Origin of the sequence: Roseobacter denitrificans OCh 114 (assembly GCF_000014045.1) — a bacterium.
In the GTDB taxonomy this organism is placed as follows: Bacteria; Pseudomonadota; Alphaproteobacteria; order Rhodobacterales; family Rhodobacteraceae; genus Roseobacter; species Roseobacter denitrificans.
The window spans coordinates 1,586,913-1,613,774 of sequence record NC_008209.1 but is presented as its reverse complement, the minus strand read 5'-3'; the positions used below and the strand labels follow the sequence as shown (position 1 = coordinate 1,613,774).

27 protein-coding genes are annotated in these 26,862 nt (G+C 60.4%); 18 read left to right on the top strand and 9 right to left on the bottom strand.

The features are described 5' to 3' along the window. Positions 1–52: 52 nt before the first annotated feature. Both argF and RD1_RS07745 read right to left on the bottom strand, forming a co-directional pair. Complete coding sequence (gene argF / locus RD1_RS07750; RefSeq protein WP_011567921.1) at positions 53–979, bottom strand: ornithine carbamoyltransferase; 927 nt, start codon at positions 977–979, stop codon at positions 53–55. A gap of 59 nt (positions 980–1,038) precedes the next feature. Further along, positions 1,039–2,214 (bottom strand): aspartate aminotransferase family protein, encoded by a 1,176-nt coding sequence (locus RD1_RS07745; RefSeq protein ID WP_011567920.1) that lies wholly within the window; start codon positions 2,212–2,214, stop codon positions 1,039–1,041. Between the two features lie 388 nt (positions 2,215–2,602). On the opposite strand from RD1_RS07745, the gene RD1_RS07740 reads away from it, so the two are divergent. The 7 genes from RD1_RS07740 to mdoH all read left to right on the top strand — a co-directional run bounded on the left by RD1_RS07740 (position 2,603) and on the right by mdoH (position 12,311). Further along, complete coding sequence (locus RD1_RS07740; protein WP_011567919.1) at positions 2,603–3,166, top strand: GcrA family cell cycle regulator; 564 nt, start codon at positions 2,603–2,605, stop codon at positions 3,164–3,166. 120 nt (positions 3,167–3,286) lie between these two features. Next, on the top strand, positions 3,287–4,909 hold the full coding sequence (locus RD1_RS07735; RefSeq protein ID WP_011567918.1) for a thiamine pyrophosphate-binding protein: 1,623 nt from the start codon (positions 3,287–3,289) through the stop codon (positions 4,907–4,909). After that, entirely contained in the window at positions 4,893–6,101 is a 1,209-nt protein-coding gene (locus RD1_RS07730; protein ID WP_011567917.1) for a CaiB/BaiF CoA transferase family protein, read from the top strand. The genes RD1_RS07735 and RD1_RS07730 overlap by 17 nt, the downstream gene beginning before the upstream one ends. A 185-nt stretch (positions 6,102–6,286) precedes the next feature. Further along, positions 6,287–7,627, top strand: coding sequence for a tetratricopeptide repeat protein (locus tag RD1_RS07725; RefSeq protein WP_011567916.1), 1,341 nt, complete (start codon positions 6,287–6,289; stop codon positions 7,625–7,627). A gap of 48 nt (positions 7,628–7,675) precedes the next feature. Next, entirely contained in the window at positions 7,676–8,896 is a 1,221-nt protein-coding gene (locus RD1_RS07720; protein WP_011567915.1) for an OpgC family protein, read from the top strand. Next, on the top strand, positions 8,896–10,422 hold the full coding sequence (locus RD1_RS07715) for a glucan biosynthesis protein (protein ID WP_011567914.1): 1,527 nt from the start codon (positions 8,896–8,898) through the stop codon (positions 10,420–10,422). Before RD1_RS07720 ends, RD1_RS07715 begins: the two co-directional genes overlap by 1 nt. Next, the gene (mdoH, locus tag RD1_RS07710; protein WP_011567913.1) at positions 10,419–12,311 is read left to right on the top strand and encodes a glucans biosynthesis glucosyltransferase MdoH; all 1,893 of its coding nucleotides are present in this window, start codon (positions 10,419–10,421) and stop codon (positions 12,309–12,311) included. The genes RD1_RS07715 and mdoH overlap by 4 nt, the downstream gene beginning before the upstream one ends. Before the next feature lie 105 nt (positions 12,312–12,416). Here mdoH and RD1_RS07705 read toward each other — a convergent pair whose 3' ends face one another. From RD1_RS07705 to RD1_RS07690, 4 genes are all read right to left on the bottom strand, one after another. Then, positions 12,417–12,911: a rhodanese-like domain-containing protein gene (locus RD1_RS07705; protein WP_011567911.1), complete on the bottom strand. Its 495-nt coding sequence runs from the start codon at positions 12,909–12,911 to the stop codon at positions 12,417–12,419. Continuing rightward, positions 12,911–13,435, bottom strand: a complete 525-nt coding sequence (locus RD1_RS07700) for a YHS domain-containing (seleno)protein (RefSeq protein ID WP_011567910.1) — start codon at positions 13,433–13,435, stop codon at positions 12,911–12,913. The genes RD1_RS07705 and RD1_RS07700 overlap by 1 nt, the downstream gene beginning before the upstream one ends. A 172-nt stretch (positions 13,436–13,607) precedes the next feature. Beyond that, positions 13,608–14,405: an SseB family protein gene (locus RD1_RS07695; RefSeq protein ID WP_044033384.1), complete on the bottom strand. Its 798-nt coding sequence runs from the start codon at positions 14,403–14,405 to the stop codon at positions 13,608–13,610. Positions 14,406–14,770: 365 nt separating this feature from the next. Continuing rightward, entirely contained in the window at positions 14,771–15,391 is a 621-nt protein-coding gene (locus RD1_RS07690; protein WP_245897229.1) for a uracil-DNA glycosylase family protein, read from the bottom strand. Positions 15,392–15,770: 379 nt separating this feature from the next. On the opposite strand from RD1_RS07690, the gene kdsA reads away from it, so the two are divergent. Beyond that, a complete protein-coding gene (gene kdsA / locus RD1_RS07680; RefSeq protein WP_011567906.1) occupies positions 15,771–16,604 on the top strand; it encodes a 3-deoxy-8-phosphooctulonate synthase in 834 nt (277 codons plus the stop codon). Positions 16,605–16,695: 91 nt separating this feature from the next. Here kdsA and RD1_RS07675 read toward each other — a convergent pair whose 3' ends face one another. Continuing rightward, entirely contained in the window at positions 16,696–18,648 is a 1,953-nt protein-coding gene (locus tag RD1_RS07675; protein WP_011567905.1) for an AsmA family protein, read from the bottom strand. Between the two features lie 65 nt (positions 18,649–18,713). Here RD1_RS07675 and rimO point away from each other — a divergent pair, with 65 nt between their 5' ends. From rimO to RD1_RS07660, 3 genes are all read left to right on the top strand, one after another. Next, complete coding sequence (gene rimO / locus RD1_RS07670) at positions 18,714–20,093, top strand: 30S ribosomal protein S12 methylthiotransferase RimO (protein ID WP_011567904.1); 1,380 nt, start codon at positions 18,714–18,716, stop codon at positions 20,091–20,093. 62 nt (positions 20,094–20,155) lie between these two features. Next, entirely contained in the window at positions 20,156–20,398 is a 243-nt protein-coding gene (locus RD1_RS07665; RefSeq protein ID WP_011567903.1) for a CDGSH iron-sulfur domain-containing protein, read from the top strand. A 72-nt stretch (positions 20,399–20,470) separates the two neighbouring features. Then, positions 20,471–20,860, top strand: a complete 390-nt coding sequence (locus RD1_RS07660) for a thiol-disulfide oxidoreductase DCC family protein (RefSeq protein ID WP_011567902.1) — start codon at positions 20,471–20,473, stop codon at positions 20,858–20,860. Here the strand turns inward: RD1_RS07660 and RD1_RS07655 are convergent, their stop codons facing one another. Next, positions 20,861–21,571: a M48 family metallopeptidase gene (locus RD1_RS07655; protein WP_011567901.1), complete on the bottom strand. Its 711-nt coding sequence runs from the start codon at positions 21,569–21,571 to the stop codon at positions 20,861–20,863. Between the two features lie 127 nt (positions 21,572–21,698). Here RD1_RS07655 and RD1_RS07650 point away from each other — a divergent pair, with 127 nt between their 5' ends. Together RD1_RS07650 and RD1_RS07645 are read left to right on the top strand one after the other, a co-directional pair. After that, complete coding sequence (locus tag RD1_RS07650; protein WP_011567900.1) at positions 21,699–21,926, top strand: hypothetical protein; 228 nt, start codon at positions 21,699–21,701, stop codon at positions 21,924–21,926. Between the two features lie 71 nt (positions 21,927–21,997). Next, positions 21,998–22,864 (top strand): branched-chain amino acid aminotransferase, encoded by an 867-nt coding sequence (locus RD1_RS07645; RefSeq protein WP_011567899.1) that lies wholly within the window; start codon positions 21,998–22,000, stop codon positions 22,862–22,864. On the opposite strand, the gene RD1_RS07640 is transcribed toward RD1_RS07645, so the two are convergent. After that, entirely contained in the window at positions 22,859–23,254 is a 396-nt protein-coding gene (locus RD1_RS07640) for a BLUF domain-containing protein (protein WP_011567898.1), read from the bottom strand. The genes RD1_RS07645 and RD1_RS07640 overlap by 6 nt on opposite strands. Positions 23,255–23,391: 137 nt before the next feature. Between RD1_RS07640 and RD1_RS07635 the strand changes: the two genes are divergently transcribed. The 5 genes from RD1_RS07635 (at position 23,392) to RD1_RS07615 (ending at position 26,861) form a co-directional block, all read left to right on the top strand. Next, entirely contained in the window at positions 23,392–23,847 is a 456-nt protein-coding gene (locus RD1_RS07635; protein WP_011567897.1) for a universal stress protein, read from the top strand. Positions 23,848–24,076: 229 nt separating this feature from the next. Next, a complete protein-coding gene (locus RD1_RS07630; RefSeq protein ID WP_011567896.1) occupies positions 24,077–24,640 on the top strand; it encodes a NifU family protein in 564 nt (187 codons plus the stop codon). Between the two features lie 46 nt (positions 24,641–24,686). After that, complete coding sequence (gene tsaB / locus RD1_RS07625) at positions 24,687–25,301, top strand: tRNA (adenosine(37)-N6)-threonylcarbamoyltransferase complex dimerization subunit type 1 TsaB (protein ID WP_011567895.1); 615 nt, start codon at positions 24,687–24,689, stop codon at positions 25,299–25,301. Then, complete coding sequence (locus RD1_RS07620) at positions 25,298–25,729, top strand: GNAT family N-acetyltransferase (protein WP_011567894.1); 432 nt, start codon at positions 25,298–25,300, stop codon at positions 25,727–25,729. Before tsaB ends, RD1_RS07620 begins: the two co-directional genes overlap by 4 nt. Positions 25,730–25,865: 136 nt before the next feature. After that, the gene (locus RD1_RS07615) at positions 25,866–26,861 is read left to right on the top strand and encodes a BMP family lipoprotein (protein WP_011567893.1); all 996 of its coding nucleotides are present in this window, start codon (positions 25,866–25,868) and stop codon (positions 26,859–26,861) included. The last annotated feature ends 1 nt before the right edge of the window (position 26,862 follow it).

Here is a 26,862-nt window from a genome sequence, read left to right as displayed (position 1 = left end):
GATTTCAACGCGTTACGTGATACTTGATGTTTCAGGTATTTCGTCAGACGCTCTAGACAGCCAGACACCACCGCATGATGGCTTTTTGCGCGTGCAACCTGTTTTCCGCTTCGTCAAAGATCACCGACTGCGGCCCGTCCATCACCTCGGATGTGGCCTCATCGTCGCGATGGGCCGGCAGGCAATGCATGAACAAGGCTTCCGGCTTGGCCCGCGACATCAGCGCCGCATCCACGCGGTAGGGCCTGAGCTGATTGTGGCGGCGTTCACGCGCCGATTGCGCGTCATGCATGGAAACCCACGTATCCGTGACCACGAGATCGGCGCCCTCGACCGCCTTGGCCGGGTCACGTTCCACCGCGACATTCACCCCTTTTGACCGGGCGAGTTCGACGAACTCCGCATCCGGGTCGAGCGTTTGCGGACCGGTAAAGGTCAGATCAAAGCCGAATTGCCCGGCGGCATGCAGAAACGACGCGCAGACATTGTTGCCATCCCCGGACCAGACCACCTTCTTGCCCGCAATCGGGCCGCGGTGCTCTTCAAAGGTGAGGATATCGGCCATGATCTGGCAGGGGTGCGTGCGATCCGTCAGACCGTTGATCACCGGGACAGTCGCAAACTCGGCCATCTCGGTCAGCACAGCCTCATCAAAGGTGCGGATCATGATCAGGTCGACATAGCGGCTCAGCACGCGGGCCGTGTCGGCGATTGTTTCGCCGTGACCCAACTGCATGTCGGCGCCAGAGAGGACCATCGTCTGCCCCCCCATCTGCCGCACGCCGACGTCAAAAGACACGCGGGTTCGGGTGGACGGTTTTTCGAAAATCAGCGCAACGATGCGATCTTTCAGCGGTTGCGTGTCATCCGGGGCCCCACGCGGGCGACCTTTGCGCGCGCTTTTCATGATGGCGGCCTGATCAATGATTTCGCGCAAATCCGCAGGGTCCGTCAGGTGGATGTCGAGAAAGTGGTTCATTATATTTTCTCTGCTCAAGGCGGGCGACTGTCGCGCCCTGCATACTAAAGGTTCGAGGTTCAGGCCGTTGAGACACGACGCGCGGCGGCATCAAGACGCGCAATGGCCTCCGATATTTCATCGTCCGAAATTGTAAGCGGCGGCAACAGGCGCACCACATTGTCAGCGGCAGGGACCGTCAGGATCAACTCCTCATACCCCGCCGCCACAACATCCGAGTTGGTCGCACGGCATTTGATGCCCAGCATCAGACCCGCGCCGCGCACGCTGTCAAAGACCTCCGGATGCTCCGCCACGAGCCCCTCAAGCCGCTGGCGCATCAAGGCGCCCTTGCGCGCCACATCCGCCAAAAACGCAGGATCGGCAACGTGATCCAGCACCGCGCAACCCACCGCGCAACCGAGCGGATTACCGCCATAGGTCGACCCATGCGTGCCCAGCGTCATGCCGCTGGCGGCCTCTTCGGTGGCCAGCACCGCGCCAATGGGAAACCCGCCGCCGATGCCTTTGGCGACCATCATGATGTCCGGTGTCACCCCGGCCCATTCATGTGCAAAAAGCCGCCCCGTGCGCGCCACGCCGCATTGCACTTCGTCAAAGATCAGCAAAACACCATGGGTGTCACACAGATCGCGCAAGCCCTTGAGGCATTGATCCGGCACGGGGCGAATGCCGCCCTCCCCCTGAACGGGTTCGATGATAACCGCCGCTGTGGTCTCGTCAAACGCGGCATTCAGCGCATCGTGATCGCCAAAGTCCAAATGCGTGAAACCGGGCAAGAGCGGGCCAAAGCCCTTGGTCATCTTCTCCGACCCCGCCGCGGCGATCCCGGCGGCGGAGCGCCCGTGAAACGACCCTGAAAAGGCCAGTATCTGCGATTTCTCCGGCTGGCCTTTGTCATTCCAGTATTTGCGCGCCATCTTGACGGCCAATTCGCAAGCCTCGGTGCCCGAGTTGGTGAAAAAGACCGTATCGGCAAAGGTCAGGTCAGTCAGCCTGTCGGCGAGGTCTTGCTGTTGCGGGATCTGATAGAGGTTCGAGGTATGCCACAGGGCCTCTGCCTGATCGCTGAGCGCCTTGACCAGCTTGGGATGCGCGTGCCCCAGAGCCGTGACCGCAATCCCCGCCGCCAGATCCAGAAAGCATCGCCCATCCGCCTCGATCAACCAGGAACCTTCGCCTTTTACAAAGCTCAGGGGGGCACGGGCATAGGTCGGCAGTAGTGTGGGGATCATCGGATCATCCTCAGGTAGGTATCTCAGGCCAGAGCGCGGAACGTGCATGAGCCGGGGACACAGGTCAATAATGTTTAAGGGTTTTCAGTTGGTGTCAGTGCACGCAAAGACGTGCAGTCACGTAAATCCGGCATCAGCCGTGGCGTCGGGATGCTCGTCGCAAGGGGATATTTTTCAACATCAACATACGGGCGGTTTAGGGCACCGCTTCCATTTTGCAAAGCGGAATTTGTGTCCTACTCGCGATTTATGCCCACATAACGCGGTTTAAGCCTGATGAAAGGACGTTCGCGGCTTGTATCTCCGGGTCCAGTCTCTAGAATAGAGGACTACGCTGACACGGTGGCGGTCCTGATCCTTGGGCCGCCTTTTGAATTGGGGAATGCTGATGTCCTGGACAGACGAACGGGTTGAACTGCTCAAGAAAATGTGGGGCGAAGGCCAGTCCGCAAGTCAGATCGCCAAGGAACTGGGCGGTGTGACCCGTAACGCCGTGATCGGCAAAGTGCACAGGCTGGGTCTGTCAAACCGCGCCACGACCGGCACGAAGACCGAGACCAAAGCCAAGGCCGCGCCAAAAGCCGAGGCCAAGCCCAAGCCCGCGCCAAAACCGGCAGAACCGGCGGCACAAGCGGCCCCCGAACCGGCGACGCCCAAGCCCCTGCCCTCCCGCAAACAGATTATCCCCGCAGGCCAGCCCCTGCCGCCGCAACCGTCCGCCAATGAAATCAGCCCGGAGGCCCTCGCCAAGGTGTCGGCCATCGAGAAGAAAGCGAAAAAGCTGACGCTGATGGAGTTGACCGAACGGACCTGCAAATGGCCCGTCGGCGACCCTGCGACCGACGATTTCTGGTTTTGCGGCCTGACGGTGCAGCAGGGCAAACCCTATTGCGAGGCGCATGTGGGCGTTGCCTTTCAGCCGATGTCGTCGCGCCGGGACCGCCGCCGCTGATACGGCCGGTGGCAAAGCGCCAGCGCCACCCTCCTGAAATATCGAAAACGCAAAGGTGAGTTGCGCGTGGCTTCGGGTCAGGTATGAACCGTTGGCAACAACGACGGAAAGACAACCAGCGTGAGCACCAAAACCCAAATCCGCGCCGCAGACGCGGTTGCGCAAAGATTGTACCGGGCGGGCTGTCGATACGCCTTTGGCATGCCGGGCGGCGAAGTTCTGACGCTGGTGGATGCGCTTGAGACAGCGGGCATCACCTTTATCCTCGCCAAGCATGAGAATGCAGCAGCTTTCATGGCCGAGGGTGTGTATCATCAGACCGGCGCGCCGGGCATTCTGGTGGCGACGGTTGGTCCTGGTGCCCTGAACGGTGTGAATGCGGTTGCGAATGCACATCAGGACCGCGTGCCGCTGATCGTTCTGGCCGGTGCCGTGGACGCGGATGAGGCGCAAAGCTACACGCATCAGGTTCTTGACCAGCAGGCCGTCTTTCGACCCATCACCAAAGCCAGCTTTTCGCTTGTTCCGGGTGCGGCGCATATCATCGCGGACAAAGCCGTGGCCATCGCAACCGAAGGGCGCCCCGGCCCGGTGCATATTGACGTGCCGATCTCCGTCGCCGACAGCCTTGTGCCCGCAAACGCCCCCCCAGACCGCCAGCCTGCCGCACCAACAGCCCCCGCCGGCGCTGATCTGGAACAGGCGCGCGCGTGGCTGACCGCTGCCAGACGCCCGATCATCGTCGCGGGCGTTGATGCCATGAACCAAGGCTGCGGCGCGACGCTGTTGCAGTTTGCCGAGCGCTTCGGCGCGCCGGTGATCACGACCTATAAGGCCAAAGGCATCATCCCGGAGGATCACCCGCTGGCCCTTGGCGGTGCGGGTCTGTCGCCGCTGGCGGATAAGCATCTGGTGCCACTGCTCAATGCCGCTGATCTGATCCTTTGTGTGGGCTATGACCCGATCGAGATGCGCACCGGCTGGCGCGACATCTGGACGCCGCAAACGCAGAACATCATCGACATAACGGCCGCACCGAATCACCACTACATGCATCAGGCCAGCCTGAACATCATCGCGGATTGCGCGGCGACGCTTGAGGCGCTGTCCGCAGGGACCACGCCGGCCGCCACTTGGCCCGACCAAGCACCTGCAGCGACCAAGGCAGCGCTGGCGGCGGCTTTCCCGAGGGATGATGACTGGGGCCCGGCTGCTGTCATCGACACCTGCCGCACCACCCTGCCGCGAAAGACCATTGCAACAGCCGACAGTGGCGCGCATCGCATTCTGCTCAGCCAGATGTGGCACTGCCATGCGCCGCGCGGCCTGATCCAATCCTCTGCCCTTTGCACGATGGGCTGCGCAGTCCCGCTGGCCATGGGCGCGACGCTGGCCACGACGGACACGCCGGTGGTGTCGTTTTCCGGGGATGCGGGGTTCCTGATGGTCGCCGGAGAGTTGTCGACTGCCGCCGAACTGGGGCTGCGCACGATCTTTGTGGTTTTCGTCGATGCCTCCCTCGCCCTGATCGAGCTCAAGCAACGCGCCCGCCAGTTCGGCAACAACGGCGTGGATTTTGCTGAGCATGATTTCGCGGCCATCGGACGCGCCTTCGGCGGTGCCGGGGTCACAGTCCACAACCGCGCAGAGCTACGCGACGCGCTTGAAACAGCACTTTCGGCAGAAACGTTTACCGTGATCGCCGCCAAAATCGAACGGGGGTCCTATGACGGTCGAATCTGAAACTGCTGGCGCGCTCGATGGTCTTGTCGTGCTCGACCTCAGCCGCATTCTCGCCGGGCCGACAGCCACGCAGCTGCTCGGGGATCTGGGCGCGACGGTGATAAAGATCGAGAACCCCAAAACGGGGGGCGATGACACACGCGGATGGGGGCCGAACTATGCGCTGAACGAGGACGGCACGCGCACGGACCTTTCGGCCTATTTCATGGCCGCAAACCGCAACAAACAATCGGTAAGCGTTGATCTCTCGACCCCGGATGGACAGGCGATTGTCCAAAAGCTGGCGGCGCGGGCGGATGTGGTGATCGAAAACTACAAACCCGGTGGTCTGAAAAAATACGGGCTGGATCATGCGACGCTTTGTGCCGCGCATCCGGCGCTGGTCTATTGCTCAATCTCCGGCTTTGGGCAAACCGGGCCGAACAGGGATCAGCCGGGCTATGACCTGATGGCGCAGGGCTATGGCGGCATCATGTCCCTGACGGGGGAACCTGACGGCCAGCCGATGAAGGTTGGCGTCGGGATCGCCGATGTCATGTGCGGCATGTATGCCACCATCGGCATATTGGCGGCCCTGCGACACCGCGATGCCACCGGCGAGGGGCAGCACATAGACCTCTCTCTTGTCGATGCGCAGATGGCGTGGCTGATCAATGAGGGGACCAACTATCTCACCTCCGGAAAACTGCCGGTGCGCCGCGGTAATGCGCATCCCAACATTGTCCCCTACGAAGCCTTTGCCTGTTGCGACGGGCATGTGCTGGTTGCCGTGGGCAATGACGCGCAATTTGCGCGGTTCTGCGATGTGCTGGGCTGCCCGGAGATGGCAGCCGATGCGCGCTTCAACACGAACCTTGCACGCATTGAAAACCGCGATGTGCTGATCCCGCAGATCGCAGATCGACTGTCCCGCATCACCAAGGCGGATCTCATTGCCCGTCTGAACGCCGTCAAGGTGCCCGTGGGGCCGATCAATACGGTTGCAGAGGCGCTTCATTCCGATCAGGCACAGGCGCGCGGTGTCGTTCAGGAAATGGCAGCGCCGGGTGTCGAGGGCGGCGCTGTGCGGCTGTTGGGCAACCCGCTGAAGCTGTCACGCACGCCCGTGCGGTATGACCGGCCGCCGCCGCGTTTTGGCCAAGACACCGAAGCGGTGTTGCGCGAATTCGGCCTGTCCGACGACAAGACCTGAAAGACATGAAACAGTTGATGCGCAGAATTCCGCTGAAATCATGATGTTGATCGCCTGAAACTGTGAAACATTCATCGTTTTTCCACACATGCATTCACGTTGGCGTGTAACTTTTGCGCGACCCCTTCGCACCGTGCAGTTTTTCGATAAACAGAATGCGACATGTGTAAAAAGGTGCGTTTTCAATGAATTTCGATATTTGCCAAAGCCCGGTGTCCCTGTCGACCCCCGAAGCGGTCGAGGACTGGAACGGCATGATCCGCGCCTTTTTGGCCCACGGAACTGCAACACCGACCTATCTTGGTGCCGTCATGACGGCAGAGCCCGATTTCGCCATGGGTCATGCGGCGCGGGGGATTTTTTCGCTCATGATGGGGCGACGCGAATTGGTTCAGACGGCGCGGGAAGCGCTGCAGGCCGCCCGCATGTGCGACGCCAAAACCCCGCGAGACCGCGCATGGGTAGACGCGCTTGACGCGTGGCTGGCCGGGCGACCCTCTGACGCTGTTGGCGCGATGGAACGCGCGATGCGTACTTATCCGACTGATACGCTATCGGCAAAGGTCAGCCATGGGATCCGGTTCATCATGGGCGACGCCCCTGGCATGCGCCGGTCCATCGAACGGGTTCTGGCCGCGCATGATGCGGATCACCCGCTGCGCGGTTTTATCCTTGGGTGCCACGCCTTCACGCTGGAAGAGACCGGCGAGTATGACCGCGCCGAAGAGGCCGGTCGCGCCGGGCTTGAACTTGCGCCCGATGATGCCTGGGGCCTGCACGCCGTGGCGCATGTTTTCGATATGACCGCGCGCCCGGATCTGGGCATCGATCTGATCGAAGGCAATACCGCTGCCTGGGATCATTGCAACAACTTCAGATATCACGTGTGGTGGCACAAGGCGCTCCTGCATATGGATCGCGGCGAGTTCGACGTGGCACTGGGCCTTTATGACGCGCAGGTCAGATCGGACAAGACCGATGATTACCGGGACATATCCAATGCAACGTCGCTTTTGCTGCGCCTTGAGTTGGAGGGAATGGACGTTGGCCCCCGCTGGGCCGAACTGGCCGATATCGCCGAACGCCGCACCGAGGATGGCTGCGTCGTCTTTGCCGATCTGCATTATATGCTGGCGCTGGCCGGTGCGGCCCGCCCGGAGGCACAACGCGCCATGGCCGCACGATTTGCGCGTGACGCGCGCTGTGACGGGGAAATGTCCCTGCGCTATGCCGATCCCGGTGTGGCGGCGGCATCAGGACTGAATGCCTTTGCCGAAGGGCGCTATGAGGCCGCTTTCAGTGATCTCGCCGCAGCACGTCCAAACATGCAAACCATTGGCGGCAGCCACGCACAGCGCGATGTTTTCGAACGTTTGACCATTGATGCCGGGCTGCGCGCCGGACGCTATGAGCAGACAGAACGGATCCTGCGCGCGCGCCTGAAACAGCGGGCCGGACAAGCAGACAGGTTCAGCAAAACGCGTCTGGCAGCCATTGAGGACGCCCGGCGGATCCCTGCCCAATAAAAGCGCCGCCCTGATGACAAATCTCAACAGACGACATAAAGACGCGCCATGACACTTGCCGATGCCTCCAACATCTCTGCCGCGCGCGACGACGCGGCCGCGCGCAAACATGCGCAGGCTGGTCAGCGTATCCGCGACCCGCGCCTCGACTTTTTCCGCGGTATCGTGATGTTCATCATCCTGATTGCCCATACGCCGGGCAACTGGCTGACGCTGTGGATTCCTGCGCGCTTTGGCTTTTCGGATGCCACCGAGGTTTTTGTCTTTTGTTCGGGCATGGCCTCTGCCATCGCCTTCGGGGCTGTGTTTCGCGATCAGGGCCTGTTGATGGGCGCGGCACGGGTCGCGTTTCGCTGCTGGCAAGTCTATTGGGCGCATATCGCGCTGTTTTTCGCCATCGCGGGCACGATGGTCTTTCTGAACAGCACGGAACTTTTTGAGCGCGACTATGTTGGGCAGTTGAACCTCTACCCGTTTTTCAACCGGCCCGAGGAAAACCTGCTGGGATTGCTGACGCTGACCTATGTGCCCAATTACTTTGACATTTTGCCGATGTACCTCGTGGTCTTGGCCATGATGCCGCTGGTGATTGCCTGCCACCGCGCTCATCCCGCCCTGGCGGGCGCGCTGATCGTCGGTGTCTGGTTCGGGGCGCAGATTGATGCCTTGGCCCTTCCGGCAGAGCCTTGGTCGCAGCGGCATTGGTTTTTCAACCCCTTTGGCTGGCAACTGGTGTTCTTCACCGGCTTTGCCTTCATGGCGGGTTGGATACCCCCGCCCCCGCGTCGCAAACTGTTGGTGATCGTGGCCGGGGTGATCGTACTTGTGATCATCCCGCTGGCCTATTTCCGCATCACCCGGCAATTGCCCGAGGTGCGTGAATGGCGCAAGGAATACAATTTCCTGATCAACAAATCGGATTTCGGCGTCTTGCGTTATGTGCATTTCCTCGCCCTTGCCTATCTGTGCTGGATCGCCGTGGGCGAGGCGGGGCGGCGCATTTTGCCGCCGCAGACAGGTGGGGTGCTGGCCGAAGCGTGGCGTCGCATCCTTGCCGTCATCATGAAAGTCGGGCAGCAGTCGCTGGCCGTTTTCATCACCTCCATGTTCACGGCCCGTCTGCTTGGCGTGGCGCTGGACACATTGGGGCGCAACTCCCTGTTCAACCAGGTCATCGTCAATCTGGCGGGTTTTGCCATCCTCATCGGGGTCGCCTATGGGGTGGGATGGTTCAAATCCCAGCCCTGGCGCAAAAAGGCGGTGCGTTAATGCTGCGTCGAGAGCTTCTCAAATCACTGGTGGCCGTGGCCACCTTGCGCCCGACCGTTCTGGCGGCGCAGGAACCCGGGCTGCAAACCGGTGCCGCGACCGCATTCGACGCGCAGATGGTGACGGCGCGGGCCAAGGCGCTGGCGGAAAAACCCTATGCCCCGCGCCCGCTGATCCCGGAAAGCTGGCGCAACCTCAGCTATGATCAATATCGCAAGATCTGGTTTGACGGGCGCAACGCGCTTTGGGAAAACACGGATCGCCCGCAACGGGTTGATGTCTTTCCCCCCGGTCTCTATTTCCCGCAACCGGTCGAGATCAATGTCGTGGAAAACGGCACTGCACGGCCCTTGCAATTCGACATGGGTGTCTTTGACAGCACGGACAAATTTCCCGACGTGGAGATTGACGAGACGCTGGGCTATTCGGGCCTGCGGCTGCGCGCCGAACTGGAACAACCCGGCATCTTTCAGGAATACGCGGTTTTTCAGGGCGCCAGCTATTTTCGCGGCATCGGCACGGGCGAGACATACGGGCTGTCCGCACGGGGTCTGGCCTTGAAAACCGCCGACCCCGAGGGCGAGGAGTTTCCCGATTTCACCGCCTTCTGGCTGGAAACGCCGCAACCCGGTGCGCCGGACGTGGTGTTGCACGCGCTGCTGGATGGTCCAAGTTGCACCGGGGCCTACCGCTTTGTCATCACCCATGGTGAGACACTGACCATGCAGGTCGAGGCCGAGATTTTCGCCCGCGAAACGCTGACCCACATTGGGATCGCGCCTCTGACATCCATGTTTCTCTTTGATGCCACGATGCGCGAGCGGTTTTCCGATTTTCGCCCCGCTGTGCATGACAGCGATGGCCTGATGATCCATAACGGCGCCGGCGAAACCATCTGGCGTCCGCTCGCCAACCCCAAGAACCTGCAGATCAGCGCCTTTGTCGACAATAACCCGCGCGGCTTTGGCCTCATGCAGCGGGCGCGTGCCTTCAGCGATTTTGCCGATCTTGAAGCGCTTTATCACAACCGCCCCGCGCTTTGGGTCACGCCCGGTGAGGGCTGGGGGCCGGGGGCGGTCACGCTGGTGGAAATCCCCGCCGATCTGGAAATCTACGACAACATCGTGTCCTATTGGCGCCCCGCTGCGCCGCTTCCTGCGGGCGAAAGCCACAAGATGTCCTACCGTCTGGACTGGGCCGATGATCCTGCCCCCCGGACAGGCATGCCGCTGCGCGTCAGGGACACGGCGATGGGCGCGCGACCGGAAGGCGGAATTGTCGTCGCCATCGACTTTGAGGGACGCGAAGATGTGCCCGAAGACCTGAGCCAGCTTGATATTGTCTTGCGCAGCAGCACCGGTGAGGTGTCGCAAGGACTCGTGCAGCGCAATCCGGAGACCGGCGGACCCCGCCTTGCCTTCACTTTTGACCCGCAAGAAGCCGATCTGGTGGAATTCCGTGCCCAGTTGCGCCTGCAGGACGCGCCTTTCACAGAAATCTGGCTTTATCGCTGGACACGCGCATGAGCGACAACGGCAAAACCGCCTTCATGGCAATGCCCCGGCGCGCCCCGCTTGAGATGATCGCGCAGGACTTTGGCCGCCAGCCGGTCCACCATGCGCCTGCGCCGGACCGATCCGGAACCTCATTCTACTGGCGTCTTGCGCTTTTCGTGCCCGCATTGATCGGCACCGTGCTGTTGATGCGCGGCATCTACGGATGGTTTTCGGAAACCGGCATGGCGGGCCTTGAATGGTTCCTGCTCAGCCTGATTGGCCTGACGTTCATATGGGTCAGCCTCTCAGTCAGCACGATTGGCATCGCCCTTGCTGGCCTGTTGGCGCGCGCCAGTGACGCGCAGCGTGTCAAAAGGGACGCAGCGCCCATGGATGTTGCCTTGCTGATGCCGATCTACAACGAAGCCACCAGCGATGTTTTCGGCAACGCGGCGGCGATGCTGGATGATCTGGCCCGCCAGAAAGCCCACCACCGTTATACGTTGTTCATCCTGTCCGACACGCGCGACCCACAAACCGCTGCGCGGGAAGAGCGCGCCTATGGCCTGCTGCAAGCCACGGCCCCTGCGGGCATCGGTGTGTATTACCGCCGCCGGGCCGAGAACACCGACAAGAAAGTCGGCAATCTGATGGACTGGATCACGGGCTGGGGTGCGGCGCATGACGCGATGGTTGTGCTGGACGCGGATAGTCTGATGACGGGACAGGCCATCGACCGCCTCGCCTATGAACTCAGCGCGGACCCGCAGGCCGCGTTGATCCAGACATGCCCGGTTCTGATCGGAGCGGAGACGCTTTTTGCGCGCCTGCAGCAGTTTTCAAACATCGCCTATGGCTGGTTGATGTCCGAAGGTCTGGCCAACTGGGCGAGAACTGAGGGCAATTACTGGGGCCACAACGCGATCATTCGCACCCGCGCTTTCGCTGCCTGCGCCGGGTTGCCACGTCTGGCGCGCCGGGGGGGACGTTCAGACCTGATATTCAGCCATGATTTCGTCGAAGCGGGCCTTTTGCGGCGCGCAGGCTGGCGTGTGCGTTTCATGCCGCGCCTGACCGGCAGCTTTGAAGAGACGCCCGGCACGCTGATCGATTATGTGCTGCGCGATCAACGCTGGTGTCGGGGCAACCTGCAACACCTGCGGCTGCTGGGCACTGCCGGGCTGCACCCTGTCTCACGGTTCCACCTGCTGCACGGCGCGGTCAGTTATTTGCTGTCACCCGCATGGTTCGTGCTGCTCATCGTGTGGTCTTTGCTGGGCAAGGACCGCGATACCAATGTGATCCGCTACTTCAACGAGGCCAATCCGCTGTTTCCCGACTGGCCGCCCGCCATGAGCCACATCGATTCCGCAGTCTTTCTGGTGATCATGTATGCCATGCTGCTCACCCCCAAACTGGTGGGGGCCGGCATCATCGCCACGCATCCCAAGGCCACGCGTCTTTATGGGGGGCGACGTGCCTTCCTGTCGGCCTTTGGGGTCGAGGTGTTCTTGTCCATCGCCTACGCCCCGATCCTGATGATCCAGCAAACGCGCGCTGTCGTGCGCACGGCTATCGGGCGCGAGATGACATGGGCGGCACAGAACCGCACGGCGACGGCCTATCCGCTCAGGGACCTGTTGCGGTTTCACTGGATGGAAACAGTCATCGGTCTCGTGCTGACGGCGGGTCTTTTGTCGGGTCTGGTGTCCCTGTGGCTGATCCCGATTGCCGCCAGCCTGCTGTTGGCCGTACCGCTGTCTGCTGCCAGTGCCTTGCCCGTCGCGCGGTATCTGCCGGGCCCGCTGCGCATGCACAGCCCGCTCACGCTGCGCGAACCGGGCATCGTGCAGAATGCCCGGCGTAAACGGCTACAGCTTCTGGCGGTTCTTGACCGGCCCCATCACGCGGCGGAATAGCGCCAAAGCGTCATGCGGAAAAGCTGAACCACGTAACGCTGCCTGAAATTAAGGATTTCAACGCGTTACGTGATACTTTACGTTTCAGACTTTCCGTCAGACGCTCTATTGCGCCACCACCACCGGCAAGCCACGTTTCAACCATCCCGGGCCTGCGCCAGATCCCAGCATCCCCTCGGGCACGTCAATAATGCGCGTAAAGCCCGCGGCGGCCAGTTGTTCTGACATGTGGCGTGATCTGACACCCCGCGCGCAGATCAAGGCGACAGGGCGCGCTTTGTCCCCTTGGGTCGCAGCGAGCAGCGCATCTACAAAATCCGGGCGGCGCATGTCTATGGGCACGGCACCCTGACCGATACCGGTATGCGCCCATTCTTCAGGCCGCCGGATATCAACCAGAACAACCTCACCGCTGAGGGCGGCCTGATGCACATCCGGGGCGCTCAGCGCGGCCTCGCCGTTTTCGGCGAGGATGTTGAACCACTGTGCAGCAACGGCACCGCCCGTCGCCACGCCCGCAACAGCAAGAACGAGCAATCCCCGCCGCGACATGCGCAACGGGGATTTTTGGCTTTGTTCGATCGGATCGAGCTGGCCCATCAGTTCACGGGAGCAGCGCTGCTGAACTGCGGTATCGCACGATCAGACGCGGCGGCGGGCTCAAGGCTCACCCAGTTGTTTTCAGACAGGGTCAGGTTGCCGGGAATATCCTCTTCCCAGAAGCCCACGACATTGTCCGTGATGTTCAGATAGAGCTTCCCATCCACAATGCGCCACAGTTCCGGGTTGCCGGGAACCTTTCCGCCCTTGGAAACACCATAGGCGCAATGCCCGTCATATTGCGGCGCAAAGGCGGCGGGGTCCGCATCAAAGCGCGCTTTGTTGGCTTCGCTGGAGAACGCGAATGTCGCCCCGTTATAGGTGGACGTGATGTTCTTGTTCCCCGGCACTGCGGCAGGCTGGTCCTGACCAACGGGTGCCTGATCGAGGTCGAAATAGGCAACGACATCATACCCGGACACGGCAAAGCCTGTCGGGTCGATATATTGCTCGCCCGCGAAGGCGGAGGTTGCAAGGGTTATCGCAGTTGCCGCAACGGCGATCATCTTAAGTGGGAAACGCATCGGAATACTCCAGTCTGGCATTTTTCATCAACGGGCGCTTTTGCACCGCTGTCAACTGATTTAACCGCTTGCCCCGCACAGGTGCACCCCTTGGGCCCGCGCCTCTCAGGCTTGTGAAAAATGGGCTGTTCGCGTGATCGTTTCGTGAGAATTCGCGCTTCACTTGGCCGAATTATTTCAGTTTGGGCGGATTATCGGGGTCTGAGCCGGGGGCTGGGCGGGTTTGTGTTACGGAGTTTTGCAACTGAGGCAGGTCAAACCGCAGGCCCACCCGCTCCATTCTGGCCGTCACCGGGTCCGTGCTCAGGAAAAAGGCAACATCCATCGCTCCTGCCTCGATACCCGAAAAGGTCAGCGCCTCGGCGGCTGCACTGGCGAGCGCCCCTTCGGCCTGTGGCAGTGCATCGACAAACCCCAGCATATGACTTTGGCGTCCCTTCGCAAAACGCACACCGACAAGATAGGCGCAAGTTGCAAGCCCCATGGCGGTGGCAAGCTTTGTGTCGAGCGCCTTGATCAGGGATTCCGGCAGGCCTTTGGGAGGCGAGAGTTCAGCGATCTTTTCCTCAACCTCATCGGGTGCGTTGCCCAATGTCTGGTGCAACCAGTCCACCGCCGCATCCGCCAATAGAATTGACGACGGGGCCACGTCCAGATTGACACCAAGCCCGATCCCCTGCCCTGCCAGCATCCCCGCGATGGTGCGACCGGACACGGCGATGTAAGGCGTCACCTGCCCGGCAAAACCGGCCAGACGCTCTTCGCGGTCGAACACCAGCACGTATTTTGCGCCCTCCAGTTCGAATATTTCGGGCGAGACCGCGTCATCCTCCGCGTTGAGGTCTTCGGCCAGCATCAGGAACAACTCACTCTCTGCCAGTCGTTCGTAAAACCCCAACCGCGCCTGATCATTTTCCTCATCCGCAAGCATCAGCGCATGGGCCTTGTCCAGAGGGGTCAGATCGGTCATGCAGAACATCCTTTAAACGCGATCGCGGACGAGCCAGCAGCTCTTGTGCGAACCATGGGTTTCTCTTGCGCCATCCCGTATTGCGCCTGCTTGGTTGGGGCAAGACAAAGATATCCCCATTGCGATCTTTCCAACTGTGATCCACCAGCCGAACCGCAGATGCCTTGTTCAGGGCAAACCCCTCGTGTGGCGGTGCAGCGGTCGCATGTCCTGGCCCGTTCGTGCCTGTTTCCGCGGCGGGGCAGATCGCGGCCAGACACGAAACGGCCCGCAATGACGCAGGTTGATGACCTGCAAGCTATCCATAATCCGGCGATCCGATTGATATGATCTTGTTCTTGCCAAACTAACCGGACGACAGTTGGTTATCTGCCCTCTGCTTCCCTCAGACTGCGCCTTACGTTTTGCCGGATTCTTGGCACCACATCCGCTTCAAACCAAGGGTTTTGCTTGAGCCATCTGTTGTTGCGCGGGCTTGGGTGGGGCAGGACGAACATTCGATCCTCACCGTCAGACGCGTGCCTGACCGCTTGTACAACACTCTGTCGGCTGAGGTGCGGCAAATGCCACGCGATGGCGTAGGCCCCCAAAACCAGGGTCAATTCGACATGTTTCAGAGCGCGCATTGTCTTCTCACGCCAAGTCATTGCACAAATGTCCGGTGGTGGTTTATCGCCTGAAGGCCCTGAGCCAGGGAAGCAGAGTCCCATTGGAAAAATGCCAATCCGCGGATCCCCGTAGAAAGCAGATTTCTCAATCCCGAGCCAGCCCCGCAAACGATCCCCGGAAGGATCATCAAACGGGCGATTTTTCAAATGCGTGATGCGACCGGGTGCCTGGCCAACGATCAGGATCTTTGCGCGTTCATCCAGTTGAAAAATAGGATTTGGACCAAGCGGCAGGTCGTTGCATAGCCTGCAAGCCCGCATCTGACGCGTGAGCGTATCAAAATCCTGTTGCATCCATTCCCAGTTCAGCAGTTTCAAAGGCCGCAGGCTGAATTTTGGCGTATGTCAGCAATACATGAGATGTCCCCACATTCAACCGAATGCTGGGGCCTGCAGACCGGGGAGCAGGTCAGCGCAGCCCTCATCGACCAGGCGGGGGCTCGTATGAACGGATTGGGCGCGCAATAGCGCGAGGGTGGGTCGGCGCAAGCCTCGATGCGTTTCGATCAGGCACCACCACATGTTCAACGCGCAGAAGGGCAACACAAGCCTTGGCGAACACGCCCTGACGCCCCGCAGGAGGCGCGCTATCCGCGCAGCTTTGGCAACACGACGCGCGCCTTCTTGATCTTTACCGGAAACTGCCTGATGGTCTTTCTGACAGCATCAATTCTCACAGAACAGGTAACTTCTTGACATGACACATGTTCCCGTCGGCGATCTTGTGATCGGTAACGACCGCCCCCTGACCGTGATCGCAGGCCCTTGCCAGTTGGAAAGCGCGGATCACGCCCAGATGATCGCAGGCCGCATGAAAGAGGCCTGCGACAAGGCCGGCGCGCAATATGTGTTCAAGGCCTCATACGACAAGGCAAACCGGACGTCACTGTCCGGCATTCGCGGCCCCGGCATGGATGAGGGCCTCAAGATCTTGCAATCGGTGGGACAGGCAATTGATGTGCCCGTCCTGACCGATGTGCACAATGAGGGACAATGCGCGCCAGCCGCCCAAGCCGTCGATATCTTGCAAATCCCGGCGTTTTTGTGCCGCCAGACCGATATGCTGCTGGCGGCGGGTCAAACCGGGGCTGCGGTCAACGTCAAAAAGGGACAGTTTCTGGCCCCCTGGGAGATGTCGAACATCACGACCAAGATCGAAAGCACCGGCAACACCCGTATCTTGCTGACCGAGCGTGGGACGTCCTTTGGCTATAACACGCTGGTGGCTGACATGCGCGCCCTGCCCCAGATGGCGCAAACCGGCTATCCGGTGGTGATGGATGCGACACATTCGGTGCAGCAACCGGGCGGCAAGGGTGGATCATCGGGCGGTCAGCGCGAATTTGCACCCGTGATGGCGCGGGCGGCGGTCGCCATTGGTGTTGCCGCCGTCTTCATTGAAACGCATGAAAACCCGGACGCCTCGCCCTCGGACGGGCCCAATATGATATACCTCGACCAGATGCCGGACCTGATCGAGACGTTGATGCAATTTGATGCGCTGGCCAAGGCCAGACCGGTCGTGATCTAAAGCGGCATGCCCAAAACATGGATCACGCAACGCTGCCTGAAATCAGGGATTCCAACGCGTTACGTGATTTTCAAGTATGTCGCCAGACGCTCTAGTCGAACAGTTTGCGCAGCAATTCGTCTTTGACTTTGTCCTTGATGGCATCTTCAGTGGATTTTCCCTCCTCCTGCTTGATGCCAAGGCGCTCTGACACTTCGCTTTTGGCGCGATCCTCAAGGTCTCTGCGCTCCTGATCAAGGTTCAGATCAAGCGCCGCCTCAAGGTCCGGTGTGATGGACACGTCCGACCATGGTCCGCGAAACCGCACCGGAATGGCCACGCCATTCCCGGAGTTGGCGCGCAGGGCAATCGGTGTCACCGTGTAATTGAGTGTGCGCTTGCCCAACCCGATCTGACCCTCGCCGGAGGCGCTGTAGTTTTTCAACTGCAATAACAGGTCATCGTTGCGCAAAACCCCGTCCTTGATGTTCCATGTGGCCGACAGATCATCGAAAATCGTTGTGCCGCTGGAGGCACCCCCGCGCAGCAGTTGATCAAGGTTGATCCCCTCAATCGTGCCGCGTGCGATGTTCAAACCGCCGTTTCCAGACAGCGAATTCATAATGGCGTGCACGGAATTGCCCGCCCCGAGAAAGGACAGTTGCACATCGCCCTGACCCGTCAGCCGATCAAATTCAACCGCATCCTTGAGCAGGGGTTGCATCTGCATCCCCGCGACATTCATCCGGCCGCCCACCGACAGGCCACTGCGGTTATTGACCACGAATTCACCTGTGACCTGCCCGCCATAGGCGCTGACCTGACGCAGTTCGAACACCATGCGCGAATTGTCGTTGCGCAATACGGTTTGCGTCGTGCCCAGCTTGAATTGCCCCAGATCAATGCTGTTCGCGCTCAAGGCAATATCACCGTTAAAAGAGGCCAGTGCGCTGGCATCAATCGGGGATTTCGACCATCCGTCAGAGGCCGGTTCAGCACCGGATTGCCCAACAGAGGATCCCGAAGAACCCGAGGCAGTCTGCACCGGGCGCAGATCAAGATCACCCGCCGCCAATTGCACATTCACATTCGGGGTGCCGTTCAGGGAAACATCGGCGGCACCTGTCAACCGGTTGCCATGCAGATCAAGGACCAGATCACGCAGTGCCAACTGCCGATCCGGCGTCAGGGTCAGGTCCGTGCGCATGTCGATCTGCGCCCCGAGTTTGGGCGGCAGTGCAATACCCGGAAGACCAAGCGCGGCCAGAAACGCTTCGGTGTTACCGGCACTGAAACTGACGGCGCCCGCGACAGCCCCGGCTGTGCTGGCACGCCCGTCGAGGCTCAATTCTCCCGACGGCACCGCCACGGTGGCATTGACGCCGCGCGTCTCTCCCGCGATGAAATCGCCAAAGCCCTCGATTTGCGCCGCGATGCGGACCGGCACGTCCGCTGGCCGGACTGTGGCCGAGATTTCGGCAGGGCCGCCCGGGTCCGGCCAATCAAGCGCCAGATCGACACCAGCCAAAGTCACCAGATCGCTGCCTTCGGCGTCATAGACCAAGGTGGCATTTGTAACGCTCAGCCGTTCGATGCTGATCGTGCGGCTTTCATCTGCCATGGCGGCGGGTGCATCGGTGCTCGCATCGGTCGATGTTGTGATCTGCGCGGTGTCTTCGGCGTTCGTAAATTCCCAGCTGGCCCGCCCGTCAAGGCGCTGTTCGAGCCGGATGGTCGGGCTGTGTGCCTCGACATTTGTTATTCGGATGTCACCGCGCAGCAGTGCCATAACGTCAACGCCAATCGCAGCATTTGCCGCCTGCAGCATCGGCCCCTGTTCGGCCCATGCTGCATTGCCGACCTCCAGATCATTGGCGCTGACGCCCAAAACAGGCCAAAAGGTCAGCGCCACATCACCGTTGATTGCAACATCCCGACCCGTGGTCGCCGACAGCTGCTCCGTCGCGATGCGCGCCAGCCGGTCCGCTGGCAGAAAAAACACCGTCACGACCAGCAAAACCACAAGGGCAAAGATCAGCCCGAAAAAACGAAAAACCCATTTCATCCCGCACACTCCCGCGCCAACGCAAGGCCTTTCAAGCCTCTGACAACTGCAGTATAGCGCAGATCATGAGCACAAACCCACCAGACCTGCGCCCCGATCTTGCGCCCAAAGCCCGGCTGACGCAACCGGACCGTCCCGGACAGCCGACAATCGGCATGGTCAGCCTCGGCTGCCCCAAAGCACTTGTCGACAGTGAACGCATTTTGACGCGATTGCGCGCGGAAGGCTACGGCATATCACCGGATTATGATGGGGCGGATGCGGTCATCGTGAATACCTGCGGATTTCTGGACAGCGCCAAGGCGGAATCGCTTTCTGCCATCGGGGAAGCGCTAAATGAGAACGGCCGGGTGATCGTCACGGGCTGTCTGGGCGCTGAGCCCGAGTACATCACAGGGGCGCACCCAAAGGTGCTGGCAGTGACCGGCCCGCAACAATACGAACAGGTGCTGGATGCGGTGCATGCCGCCGTGCCGCCCAGCCCGGACCCTTTTGTTGATCTCTTGCCTGCAACGGCGGTCAGCCTGACACCGCGCCATTTCAGCTATCTGAAGATTTCCGAGGGCTGCAATCACAAGTGCAAATTCTGCATCATCCCTGACATGCGCGGGCGTCTGGCCAGCCGTCCGGCCCATGCGGTGATGCGGGAAGCGGAAAAGCTGGTCGACAACGGCGTCAGGGAACTGCTGGTCATCAGTCAGGACACATCGGCCTTTGGCGTGGACATCAAACACGCCGAGGAGCGCGGGCACCGCGCCCACATCACCGACCTTGCACGCGACCTCGGATCGCTGGGGGCATGGGTTCGGCTGCATTACGTCTATCCCTACCCCCATGTGCGCCAGTTGATCCCGCTGATGGCGGACGGTTTGGTGCTGCCCTATCTGGACATCCCCTTTCAGCACGCTCATCCGGATGTGTTGCGCCGCATGGCACGCCCTGCCGCTGCTGCAAAAACGCTGGATGAAATCGCGGCTTGGCGCGCGATTTGTCCGGACCTGACGCTGCGCTCGACCTTTATCGTGGGCTATCCCGGCGAAACGGAGGAAGAGTTTCAGACCCTTCTTGACTGGCTGGACGAAGCGCAACTGGACCGGGTCGGGTGCTTTCAATATGAAAACGTCGCCGGTGCACGCTCAAACGCGCTGCCGGATCATGTGCCCGAGGACGTGAAGCAGGACCGCTGGAACCGGTTCATGGCCAAGTCGCAGGACATCTCTGAAGCGAAACTCGCCGCGAAAGTCGCTCAGCGCCTTGAGGTGATCGTGGATGAGGTGGACGCTGATGCCGCCACCTGCCGCACCAAAGCCGATGCGCCGGAAATCGACGGCAACCTGTTCATTGATGACGGCCACGATGGCTTGAAACCGGGCGACATCGTCACGGTCGAGGTCGATGAGGCAGGTGAATACGACCTGTGGGGACGCCTTGCGCCATCGGCGTAACCGCGGAGTTTGCCTTTGACGCGGCTGCGCTATCTTTTGCACACAGCAAGGAGAACCCAGCCATGTCCGACACGCCCAAAATCGCCCAGACCGCCCCCTACCCGGTCGACGTCATTGCCGGTAAATCATATTTCTGGTGCACCTGCGGTCAGTCGTCCAAACAGCCATTTTGTGACGGCTCGCACAAGGACACGGGCTTTGCGCCAATGAAATACGAAGCCGAAGAAGACCGTAAGGTGTTTTTCTGCGGCTGCAAAGCGACCAGCAAGGCCCCCATGTGCGACGGCTCACACAGCAAACTGTGATACTGGCGCGCCGGCCTGCGGTGAATTGTCCGCCTCTTTGGTCAATGCAGCGATGGCACCTACATCTGGTGCATGAGCGAGACCGACGACAATAAAACCGCCGTGCTGTACAACGCGGCCTGCCCCGTGTGCAGCTATGAGATCAACCATTATGCGCAGTATAGCCGGAACAAGGCTCTGCCGATCGCGTTTGATGACCTGAATGACCGCGACCGGCTCGCCGCATGGGGGATCGACCCCGACACCGCCGCGCGCAAACTCCACGTGATGAAAGACGGTGAGGTTTTCGCAGGCATCCCTGCATTCATCGTTCTGTGGCAGGATATGCCACGATACCGCTGGCTGGCGCGACTGGTTGGCCTGCCCGGCGTGCATTGGCTGGCCTGTGTCGCGTATGACCATATGCTCGCCCCGCTGATTTACCGCTGGTACATGCGGCGGCTCAGGCGCGGGACGGCGTGATCACAGACCGGCAGCGACCCGTCTGACGGTGGCGATGCGCTGCGCATTGGGCGGATGGGTGCCAAGAAACTTGTTGCCCGGATCGGGGATGCGCGTAAAAAACTCAGCACCCCGCACCGGATCATAGCCCGCGCGAGATGCAATCACCGTGCCAAGCGCATCCGCCTCCAGTTCGAAATCCTTGGAATAAGTGCGCGCGCCAACCTGCGCGCCGCGTTGCTGCGCAACTTCCACAGCGGTGGCATCCCCGCCCAGCAAGACCGCAAGGCTGCCCGCGATCACGGCACCTGCCACGGCGTTTTGTTGCTGGCGTCCGATATGGCCCGAAATATGGTGCGCGGCTTCATGGCCGAGCACAAAAGCCAGCTCATCCTGATTGCGCGCATCGGCGATCAACTGCACCGTAAAGGCGATAATCGGGCGGCCTGACTGATCAATGGTCTGAAACGCATTGGGCGGTTGATCCGGGCGTTCATCTACCAGAATTTTGAAATCACAGTTCACCCGTGACGTCCGGGCCCGGCATTCGCGCTCGGCAACCGGTTCAACGGTTCGCACCACGTTCCTGAAGTTGCGCATCGTATCGGATGCGGGCAGAGGATCCGTGCGGGCCGGCGTCTGCGCCGGTGGGGCAGACGGGCCGGGCTGGGTCGAGACGGTGCACCCGGCACACACCAGCGCGATAACGGCAAATAAACCAATCTTGCGCATCAGAACGTACCCCTGTTTCACAACGACCCTGCTGGGAAACATATTAGCATCATTCACGCTGACAACCAGTCCCCGCTCGCGGCCTTGTGAGACTTGCAAAACCTGTATCAGAACGTAGTCTGGTGACATGTTTACCATTGAGCATGAATTTGATGCGACCGTCGTGACGCTTGTTGATGACGGAACCGCCCCCTTGCAGGAAGACGTCACCGTCCATGCAACGGAAAGTGTTATCCTGCTAAATCAATATGATGCGCGCACCGATCAGGTCGTATCAGTCAGACTGTCGCCCGAACAATGGCGGGACCTGACCGCAGCGCTCGACCTGCCCGAAGGTGTCTACAAGGCGACCTGACGCCCAACAGGGCGTTGACCCCACGCCATAAAACAGCGACGTTGCCGCGATGGATGAAAGGGGTGCGGCGGATGGCGACCGGAACGAATATTTCAACGTGGTTTGACGGGCGCTGGCACCGGGATGACGTGATGATCATGCGCGCGGCGGACCACGGCAGCTGGCTGGGCAGCAGCGTGTTTGACGGTGCGCGGTATTTCAACGGGAAAACCCCTGATCTGCTGGCCCATTGCAAAAGGGTGAACCGTTCTGCCCGCGCCTTGATGCTGAACCCGACGGTCACGGCAGAAGCCATGGTCGAGATCATCCGCGAGGGTCTTAAAACCTATGGCCCGCAGGATGCGGTTTACATAAGGCCCATGTATTGGGGGATCGAGGGCGATGTCACAGCGATCGTGCCTGACCCTGATCAGGTCGGTTTTGCCATCTCGCTTGAGGAAATCCCGATGGCCCCGGCGGATACGGCCGTGAGCCTCGGGCGCACCAGTTTCAGGCGGCCCGTGCTGGAAAGCAGCGTCGTCAACGCGAAAGCAGGGTGCCTTTATCCAAACAATGCGCGCATGCTCAATGAAGTGCGTCGCCGGGGCTTTGGCAATGCACTCGTCGCGGATGCCATGGGCAATGTCGCGGAATCAGCGACGGCCAATGTCTTCATGGTCAAGGATGGCGAAGTGTTCACACCGATTCCGAACGGCACATTTCTGGCCGGGATCACGCGCGCGCGGCATATGTCCAATATGCAGCGCGACGGGATTACAGTGCATGAAAAGGTGCTCAGCTTTGCTGATTTCGAGCAAGCGGATGAAGTGTTTCTGACCGGGAACATGTCCAAGATCACCGCCGTCAAGGCGTTTGAGGACACATCCTATCAGATGGGTCCGGTGACCCGGCGACTGCGCGAGATGTATTGGGACTGGGCCGCGTCAGAGCGCTTATGACGCCTCGGATGAGCGGATAAATACCGCCCTCACCTGATCTGCGGAAACGGTCTGCAGGATGCCATCGTGGATTTCATCCGGCGACCAAAGCCACGAATGCGCCGGATCATGTTTCATGTCCCACTCCGGGAACAGCCGGTCTTGTGGCTGCGCGCGTGACAAGACGGTGACCTCAACGTGGCGATCATCCCTGCGTATCTTTTCGAACAGTGTGTCGATTTTTTCTGACGGACCCTCAATGAGTTGCAGATAGATATCGGACCGGCAGATCAGCGATCCGGTGATGTCGTTCTGCTTGTTGCTGACACGCGCTTTGGACAGAATGCCCGCCAAGACGGATGAATCATATCCGAAGGGCCGCGACGCATAGATGAGTTGTTGCAGCGCCATTGTTGTCCACCCTTGTCCAGACCGCCCTCAATGTGATCCTGATTTGCAAAGCTGTCCAGTGACTTTCGCGCCTAAATTGCGATTGCGTAAGCCTGTTTCTGCGGTCATGATCTGCGCCAACAGGGGAGCGTGCGATCATGCGCAAGTTTTTGGTGGTACTCGATGACAGCAGTGAATGTCTGAATGCGATGCGATTTGCCGCGATGCGCGCCGCACGCACAGGCGGTGGTGTTCAGATTCTGTCGGTCATTCCCCCGGATGAGTTCAACCACTGGATCGGTGTCGGCGAAGTCATGCGCGAAGAAGCGCGCGAACGTATCGAAGTGCATTTTGAGGTCTTCGCGAAATGGATGCGGGACCGGCAGGGCATTGATCCTGAACTGGTGATCCGTGAGGGGCAGGCCGTTGATGAAATCGTGGCACAGATCGCAGAAGACACTGAGATTGGCGTTTTGGTTCTGGGTGCCGGCACAGGCAAGAAAGGTCCCGGCCCGCTGGTTACACAGCTGACCAAGAATGCCGGGGGCCTGCCCATTCCAATCACGGTCGTGCCGGGCGATCTGAGCAAAGAGAAACTCGAAGCAATCACCTGAGCGCCGCCGCGGGCGCTGTGATCGGGGCGTATTGCGAAAACCCGCCAGCACGCGTTTAAAGCGCCCGGCGAAATATCTGGGACGTCAAATATCACGTAACGCGTTGATATTCTTGATTTCAGGCAGCGTTGCCTGATCAAGGTTTTTCGCATTGTGCTTTAGAACGGTTCTAAACCTTGACTTGCGCAGATGTGATCCGCATATCTAGGTCAACCTCAGGAGATTGCCGATGTTTATCCAGACCGAATCCACGCCGAACCCTGCGACGCTCAAGTTTCTGCCGGGTCAGACCGTTCTTGAAATGGGGACCGCCGATTTTCCCAGTGCGGAGACAGCGGATAAATCCCCGCTGGCCGAACGCGTCTTTGCGGTTGAGGGCGTGACCGGTGTGTTTTTCGGGACCGACTTTGTCACCGTGACCAAGGCGGATAATGTGGATTGGGACCATATCAAACCTGCCCTGCTTGGCGCGATCATGGAGCATTTCCAATCCGGCCAACCTGTCATGGCCGGCGATCACACACCGACCTCCGGCCATGCCGAGCACACAGGGGATGACGGTGTAATCGTCAACCAGATCAAGGAGTTGCTGGACACCCGTGTACGCCCTGCTGTTGCGCAGGATGGTGGTGACATCACCTTTCACGGGTTCGAACGGGGCGTCGTTTATCTGCATATGCAGGGTGCCTGCGCCGGTTGTCCGTCCTCTACGCTGACGCTGAAGATGGGGATCGAAAACCTGCTGCGTCACTATATCCCCGAAGTGACCGAGGTGCGCCCGGTCGCTACCTGACACCGGACGCAGCCTACCCGCCCCGAAATCACTGAAAGACCTGACAGTGACAAGCGCGCCCGTTGTCCTCGCCTTTGATACCGCGTCGGCGTGCTGCGCTGTGGCTGTGATCCGCGGTGATCACTTGCTCGCCACACGGGTTGAACCGATGACCAAGGGACAGGCGGAACGCCTGCTTGTGATCTGTGAGGAGCTTCTCGCCGAAGCCGGCATTTCGCTGCCCGAGGTCGATGTGATCGGCGTGGGCACCGGCCCCGGAAATTTCACAGGAATTCGCATATCGGTATCTGCGGCGCGCGGGCTGGCGCTGGGGCTTGGGGTGCCGGCCGTGGGCGTGACGGCGTTCGACGCCTTGGGATACGGGCAAACACCCCCTTTTGCCTGCGCCATCGACGCGCGGCGCGACCATGTGTATTTTCAAAGCACCGCAAAGGATGGCAGCGCGCGTGATGCCGCCCTCTTCCATCATGCGGAATGTCCGACCCACGAGGGCCCGCTGATCGGCGCGGGTGGCGATGCGGCCGCGGTGCCCACGGCGGTGGCTATCGCGCATATTGCAGCCAAGCGACGCAATGAAACGCCTGAGCGCCCCGCACCCTTCTACATCAGGCCCGCGGATGCGGCACCTGCAAAAGACGCCCCCCCCATGATCCTGACATGACGCCCTCGGTCCTCGCGCAGCTTCACAAGGTGGCTTTCGCCCCGGAGCGCGGGTGGAGGGCTGATGAGTTCGACACCCTCTGCGCATCCCCGCATGTCGATCTTTTTACACAGAACAACGGGTTTGCCCTGACGCGCACCGTCGCGGGGGAAACGGAACTCCTGACCCTCGCGGTCCATCCTGAATACCGTCGGCGCGGGATCGCTGATGCCCTGCTGAAAACATGGCTCGTTTCGGTTGAGGCGGACGCGGCATTTCTGGACGTCGCAGCAGATAATGAAGCCGCACACGCCCTTTACGTCAAACATGGATTCGCCGTCACCGGGCGGCGCACAGCCTATTACGCGCGCGCAGATGGCGCCAATGCGGACGCGCTGCTCATGAGACGCGAATTGACCCGTCGTAAGGGGGCTGAATCACCGGCCTGAAGGACAAAAACCGGTTGACCCGGCCAATGCCTTAGGCCCTAAATTGGGCAGGATCAGAAATCATCTGCTCAACAAGAGCGGTGGCAGGGTGATGCCCATGCACACTGCTCCAATATCAAAACCTGGGAGACCCTAAATGACCCTCATGCAAAAATTTCTTGGCGCAACGGCAGCCATGACCTTGTCGGCGGGTGCCGCACTGGCGGAACCTGCGCTGATTTTCGACCTCGGCGGTAAATTCGACAAATCCTTCAACGAAGCGGCCTTTGGCGGCGCAACCCGCTGGGCCGAAGAAACCGGGCAGACGTTCCGCGAAATCGAGCTGCAATCCGAAGCACAGCGCGAACAGGCCCTGCGCCGCTTTGCAGAAGCGGGTTCAAACCCCATTGTGATGGCCGGTTTTGCCTTTGGGGATGCTTTGGGACAGGTCGCGGCGGATTATCCTGACACCAGCTTCGTGATCATCGACATGGTTGTGGATGCGCCCAACGTCCGCTCCGTTGTGTTCAACGAACATGAAGGGTCCTATCTGGTCGGCATGATGGCCGCGCAGGCGTCCAAATCAGGTACCGTCGGCTTCATCGGCGGCATGGATATCCCCCTGATCCGCAAGTTTGCATGTGGCTACGCGCAAGGGGTCAAGGCGGTCAACCCGGATGCGACCGTGATCGCCAATATGACGGGAACGACGCCTGCCGCGTGGAATGATCCCGTGAAAGGGTCGGAATTGACCAAGGCGCAGATCAACCAAGGCGCGGATGTGGTCTATGCGGCTGCGGGCGGCACGGGCGTCGGCGTTTTGCAAACCGCAGCGGATGAGGGCATTCTGTCCATCGGCGTGGACAGCAACCAAAACCACCTGCATCCGGGCAAGGTCCTGACATCCATGATGAAACGCGTGGACAATGCCGTGTTCGAAGCCTTTACCGACGGGCCGGGGCTGGAGACTGGTTTTCAGGTCATGGGGCTGGCCAATGGCGGTGTCGGCTATGCGATGGACGAAAACAACGCCTCGTTGGTGACCGAAGAGATGCAGGCCAGCGTGGACGCAGCCTCGGCTCAGATTGCAGCTGGCGAAGTGACGGTCCATGACTATATGTCCGACGACAGTTGCCCGGTACTGAGCTTCTGAA

Excerpts from the sequence above, each read along its gene's own strand:
- RD1_RS07635 (WP_011567897.1), top strand. The coding sequence starts at position 23,392 with ATGCGCAAGTTTTTGGTGGTACTCGATGACAGCAGTGAATGTCTGAAT.
- rimO (WP_011567904.1), top strand. The coding sequence starts at position 18,714 with ATGAGCACAAACCCACCAGACCTGCGCCCCGATCTTGCGCCCAAAGCC.
- RD1_RS07695 (WP_044033384.1), bottom strand. The coding sequence starts at position 14,405 with ATGACCGATCTGACCCCTCTGGACAAGGCCCATGCGCTGATGCTTGCG.
- RD1_RS07725 (WP_011567916.1), top strand. The coding sequence starts at position 6,287 with ATGAATTTCGATATTTGCCAAAGCCCGGTGTCCCTGTCGACCCCCGAA.
- RD1_RS07705 (WP_011567911.1), bottom strand. The coding sequence starts at position 12,911 with ATGGGCCAGCTCGATCCGATCGAACAAAGCCAAAAATCCCCGTTGCGC.
- RD1_RS07640 (WP_011567898.1), bottom strand. The coding sequence starts at position 23,254 with ATGGCGCTGCAACAACTCATCTATGCGTCGCGGCCCTTCGGATATGAT.
- RD1_RS07620 (WP_011567894.1), top strand. The coding sequence starts at position 25,298 with ATGACGCCCTCGGTCCTCGCGCAGCTTCACAAGGTGGCTTTCGCCCCG.
- RD1_RS07745 (WP_011567920.1), bottom strand. The coding sequence starts at position 2,214 with ATGATCCCCACACTACTGCCGACCTATGCCCGTGCCCCCCTGAGCTTT.
- RD1_RS07630 (WP_011567896.1), top strand. The coding sequence starts at position 24,077 with ATGTTTATCCAGACCGAATCCACGCCGAACCCTGCGACGCTCAAGTTT.
- RD1_RS07650 (WP_011567900.1), top strand. The coding sequence starts at position 21,699 with ATGTTTACCATTGAGCATGAATTTGATGCGACCGTCGTGACGCTTGTT.
- kdsA (WP_011567906.1), top strand. The coding sequence starts at position 15,771 with ATGACACATGTTCCCGTCGGCGATCTTGTGATCGGTAACGACCGCCCC.
- RD1_RS07720 (WP_011567915.1), top strand. The coding sequence starts at position 7,676 with ATGACACTTGCCGATGCCTCCAACATCTCTGCCGCGCGCGACGACGCG.
- argF (WP_011567921.1), bottom strand. The coding sequence starts at position 979 with ATGAACCACTTTCTCGACATCCACCTGACGGACCCTGCGGATTTGCGC.
- RD1_RS07660 (WP_011567902.1), top strand. The coding sequence starts at position 20,471 with ATGAGCGAGACCGACGACAATAAAACCGCCGTGCTGTACAACGCGGCC.
- RD1_RS07665 (WP_011567903.1), top strand. The coding sequence starts at position 20,156 with ATGTCCGACACGCCCAAAATCGCCCAGACCGCCCCCTACCCGGTCGAC.
- RD1_RS07730 (WP_011567917.1), top strand. The coding sequence starts at position 4,893 with ATGACGGTCGAATCTGAAACTGCTGGCGCGCTCGATGGTCTTGTCGTG.
- RD1_RS07740 (WP_011567919.1), top strand. The coding sequence starts at position 2,603 with ATGTCCTGGACAGACGAACGGGTTGAACTGCTCAAGAAAATGTGGGGC.
- RD1_RS07615 (WP_011567893.1), top strand. The coding sequence starts at position 25,866 with ATGACCCTCATGCAAAAATTTCTTGGCGCAACGGCAGCCATGACCTTG.
- RD1_RS07715 (WP_011567914.1), top strand. The coding sequence starts at position 8,896 with ATGCTGCGTCGAGAGCTTCTCAAATCACTGGTGGCCGTGGCCACCTTG.
- RD1_RS07645 (WP_011567899.1), top strand. The coding sequence starts at position 21,998 with ATGGCGACCGGAACGAATATTTCAACGTGGTTTGACGGGCGCTGGCAC.
- RD1_RS07655 (WP_011567901.1), bottom strand. The coding sequence starts at position 21,571 with ATGCGCAAGATTGGTTTATTTGCCGTTATCGCGCTGGTGTGTGCCGGG.
- RD1_RS07700 (WP_011567910.1), bottom strand. The coding sequence starts at position 13,435 with ATGCGTTTCCCACTTAAGATGATCGCCGTTGCGGCAACTGCGATAACC.
- RD1_RS07675 (WP_011567905.1), bottom strand. The coding sequence starts at position 18,648 with ATGAAATGGGTTTTTCGTTTTTTCGGGCTGATCTTTGCCCTTGTGGTT.
- mdoH (WP_011567913.1), top strand. The coding sequence starts at position 10,419 with ATGAGCGACAACGGCAAAACCGCCTTCATGGCAATGCCCCGGCGCGCC.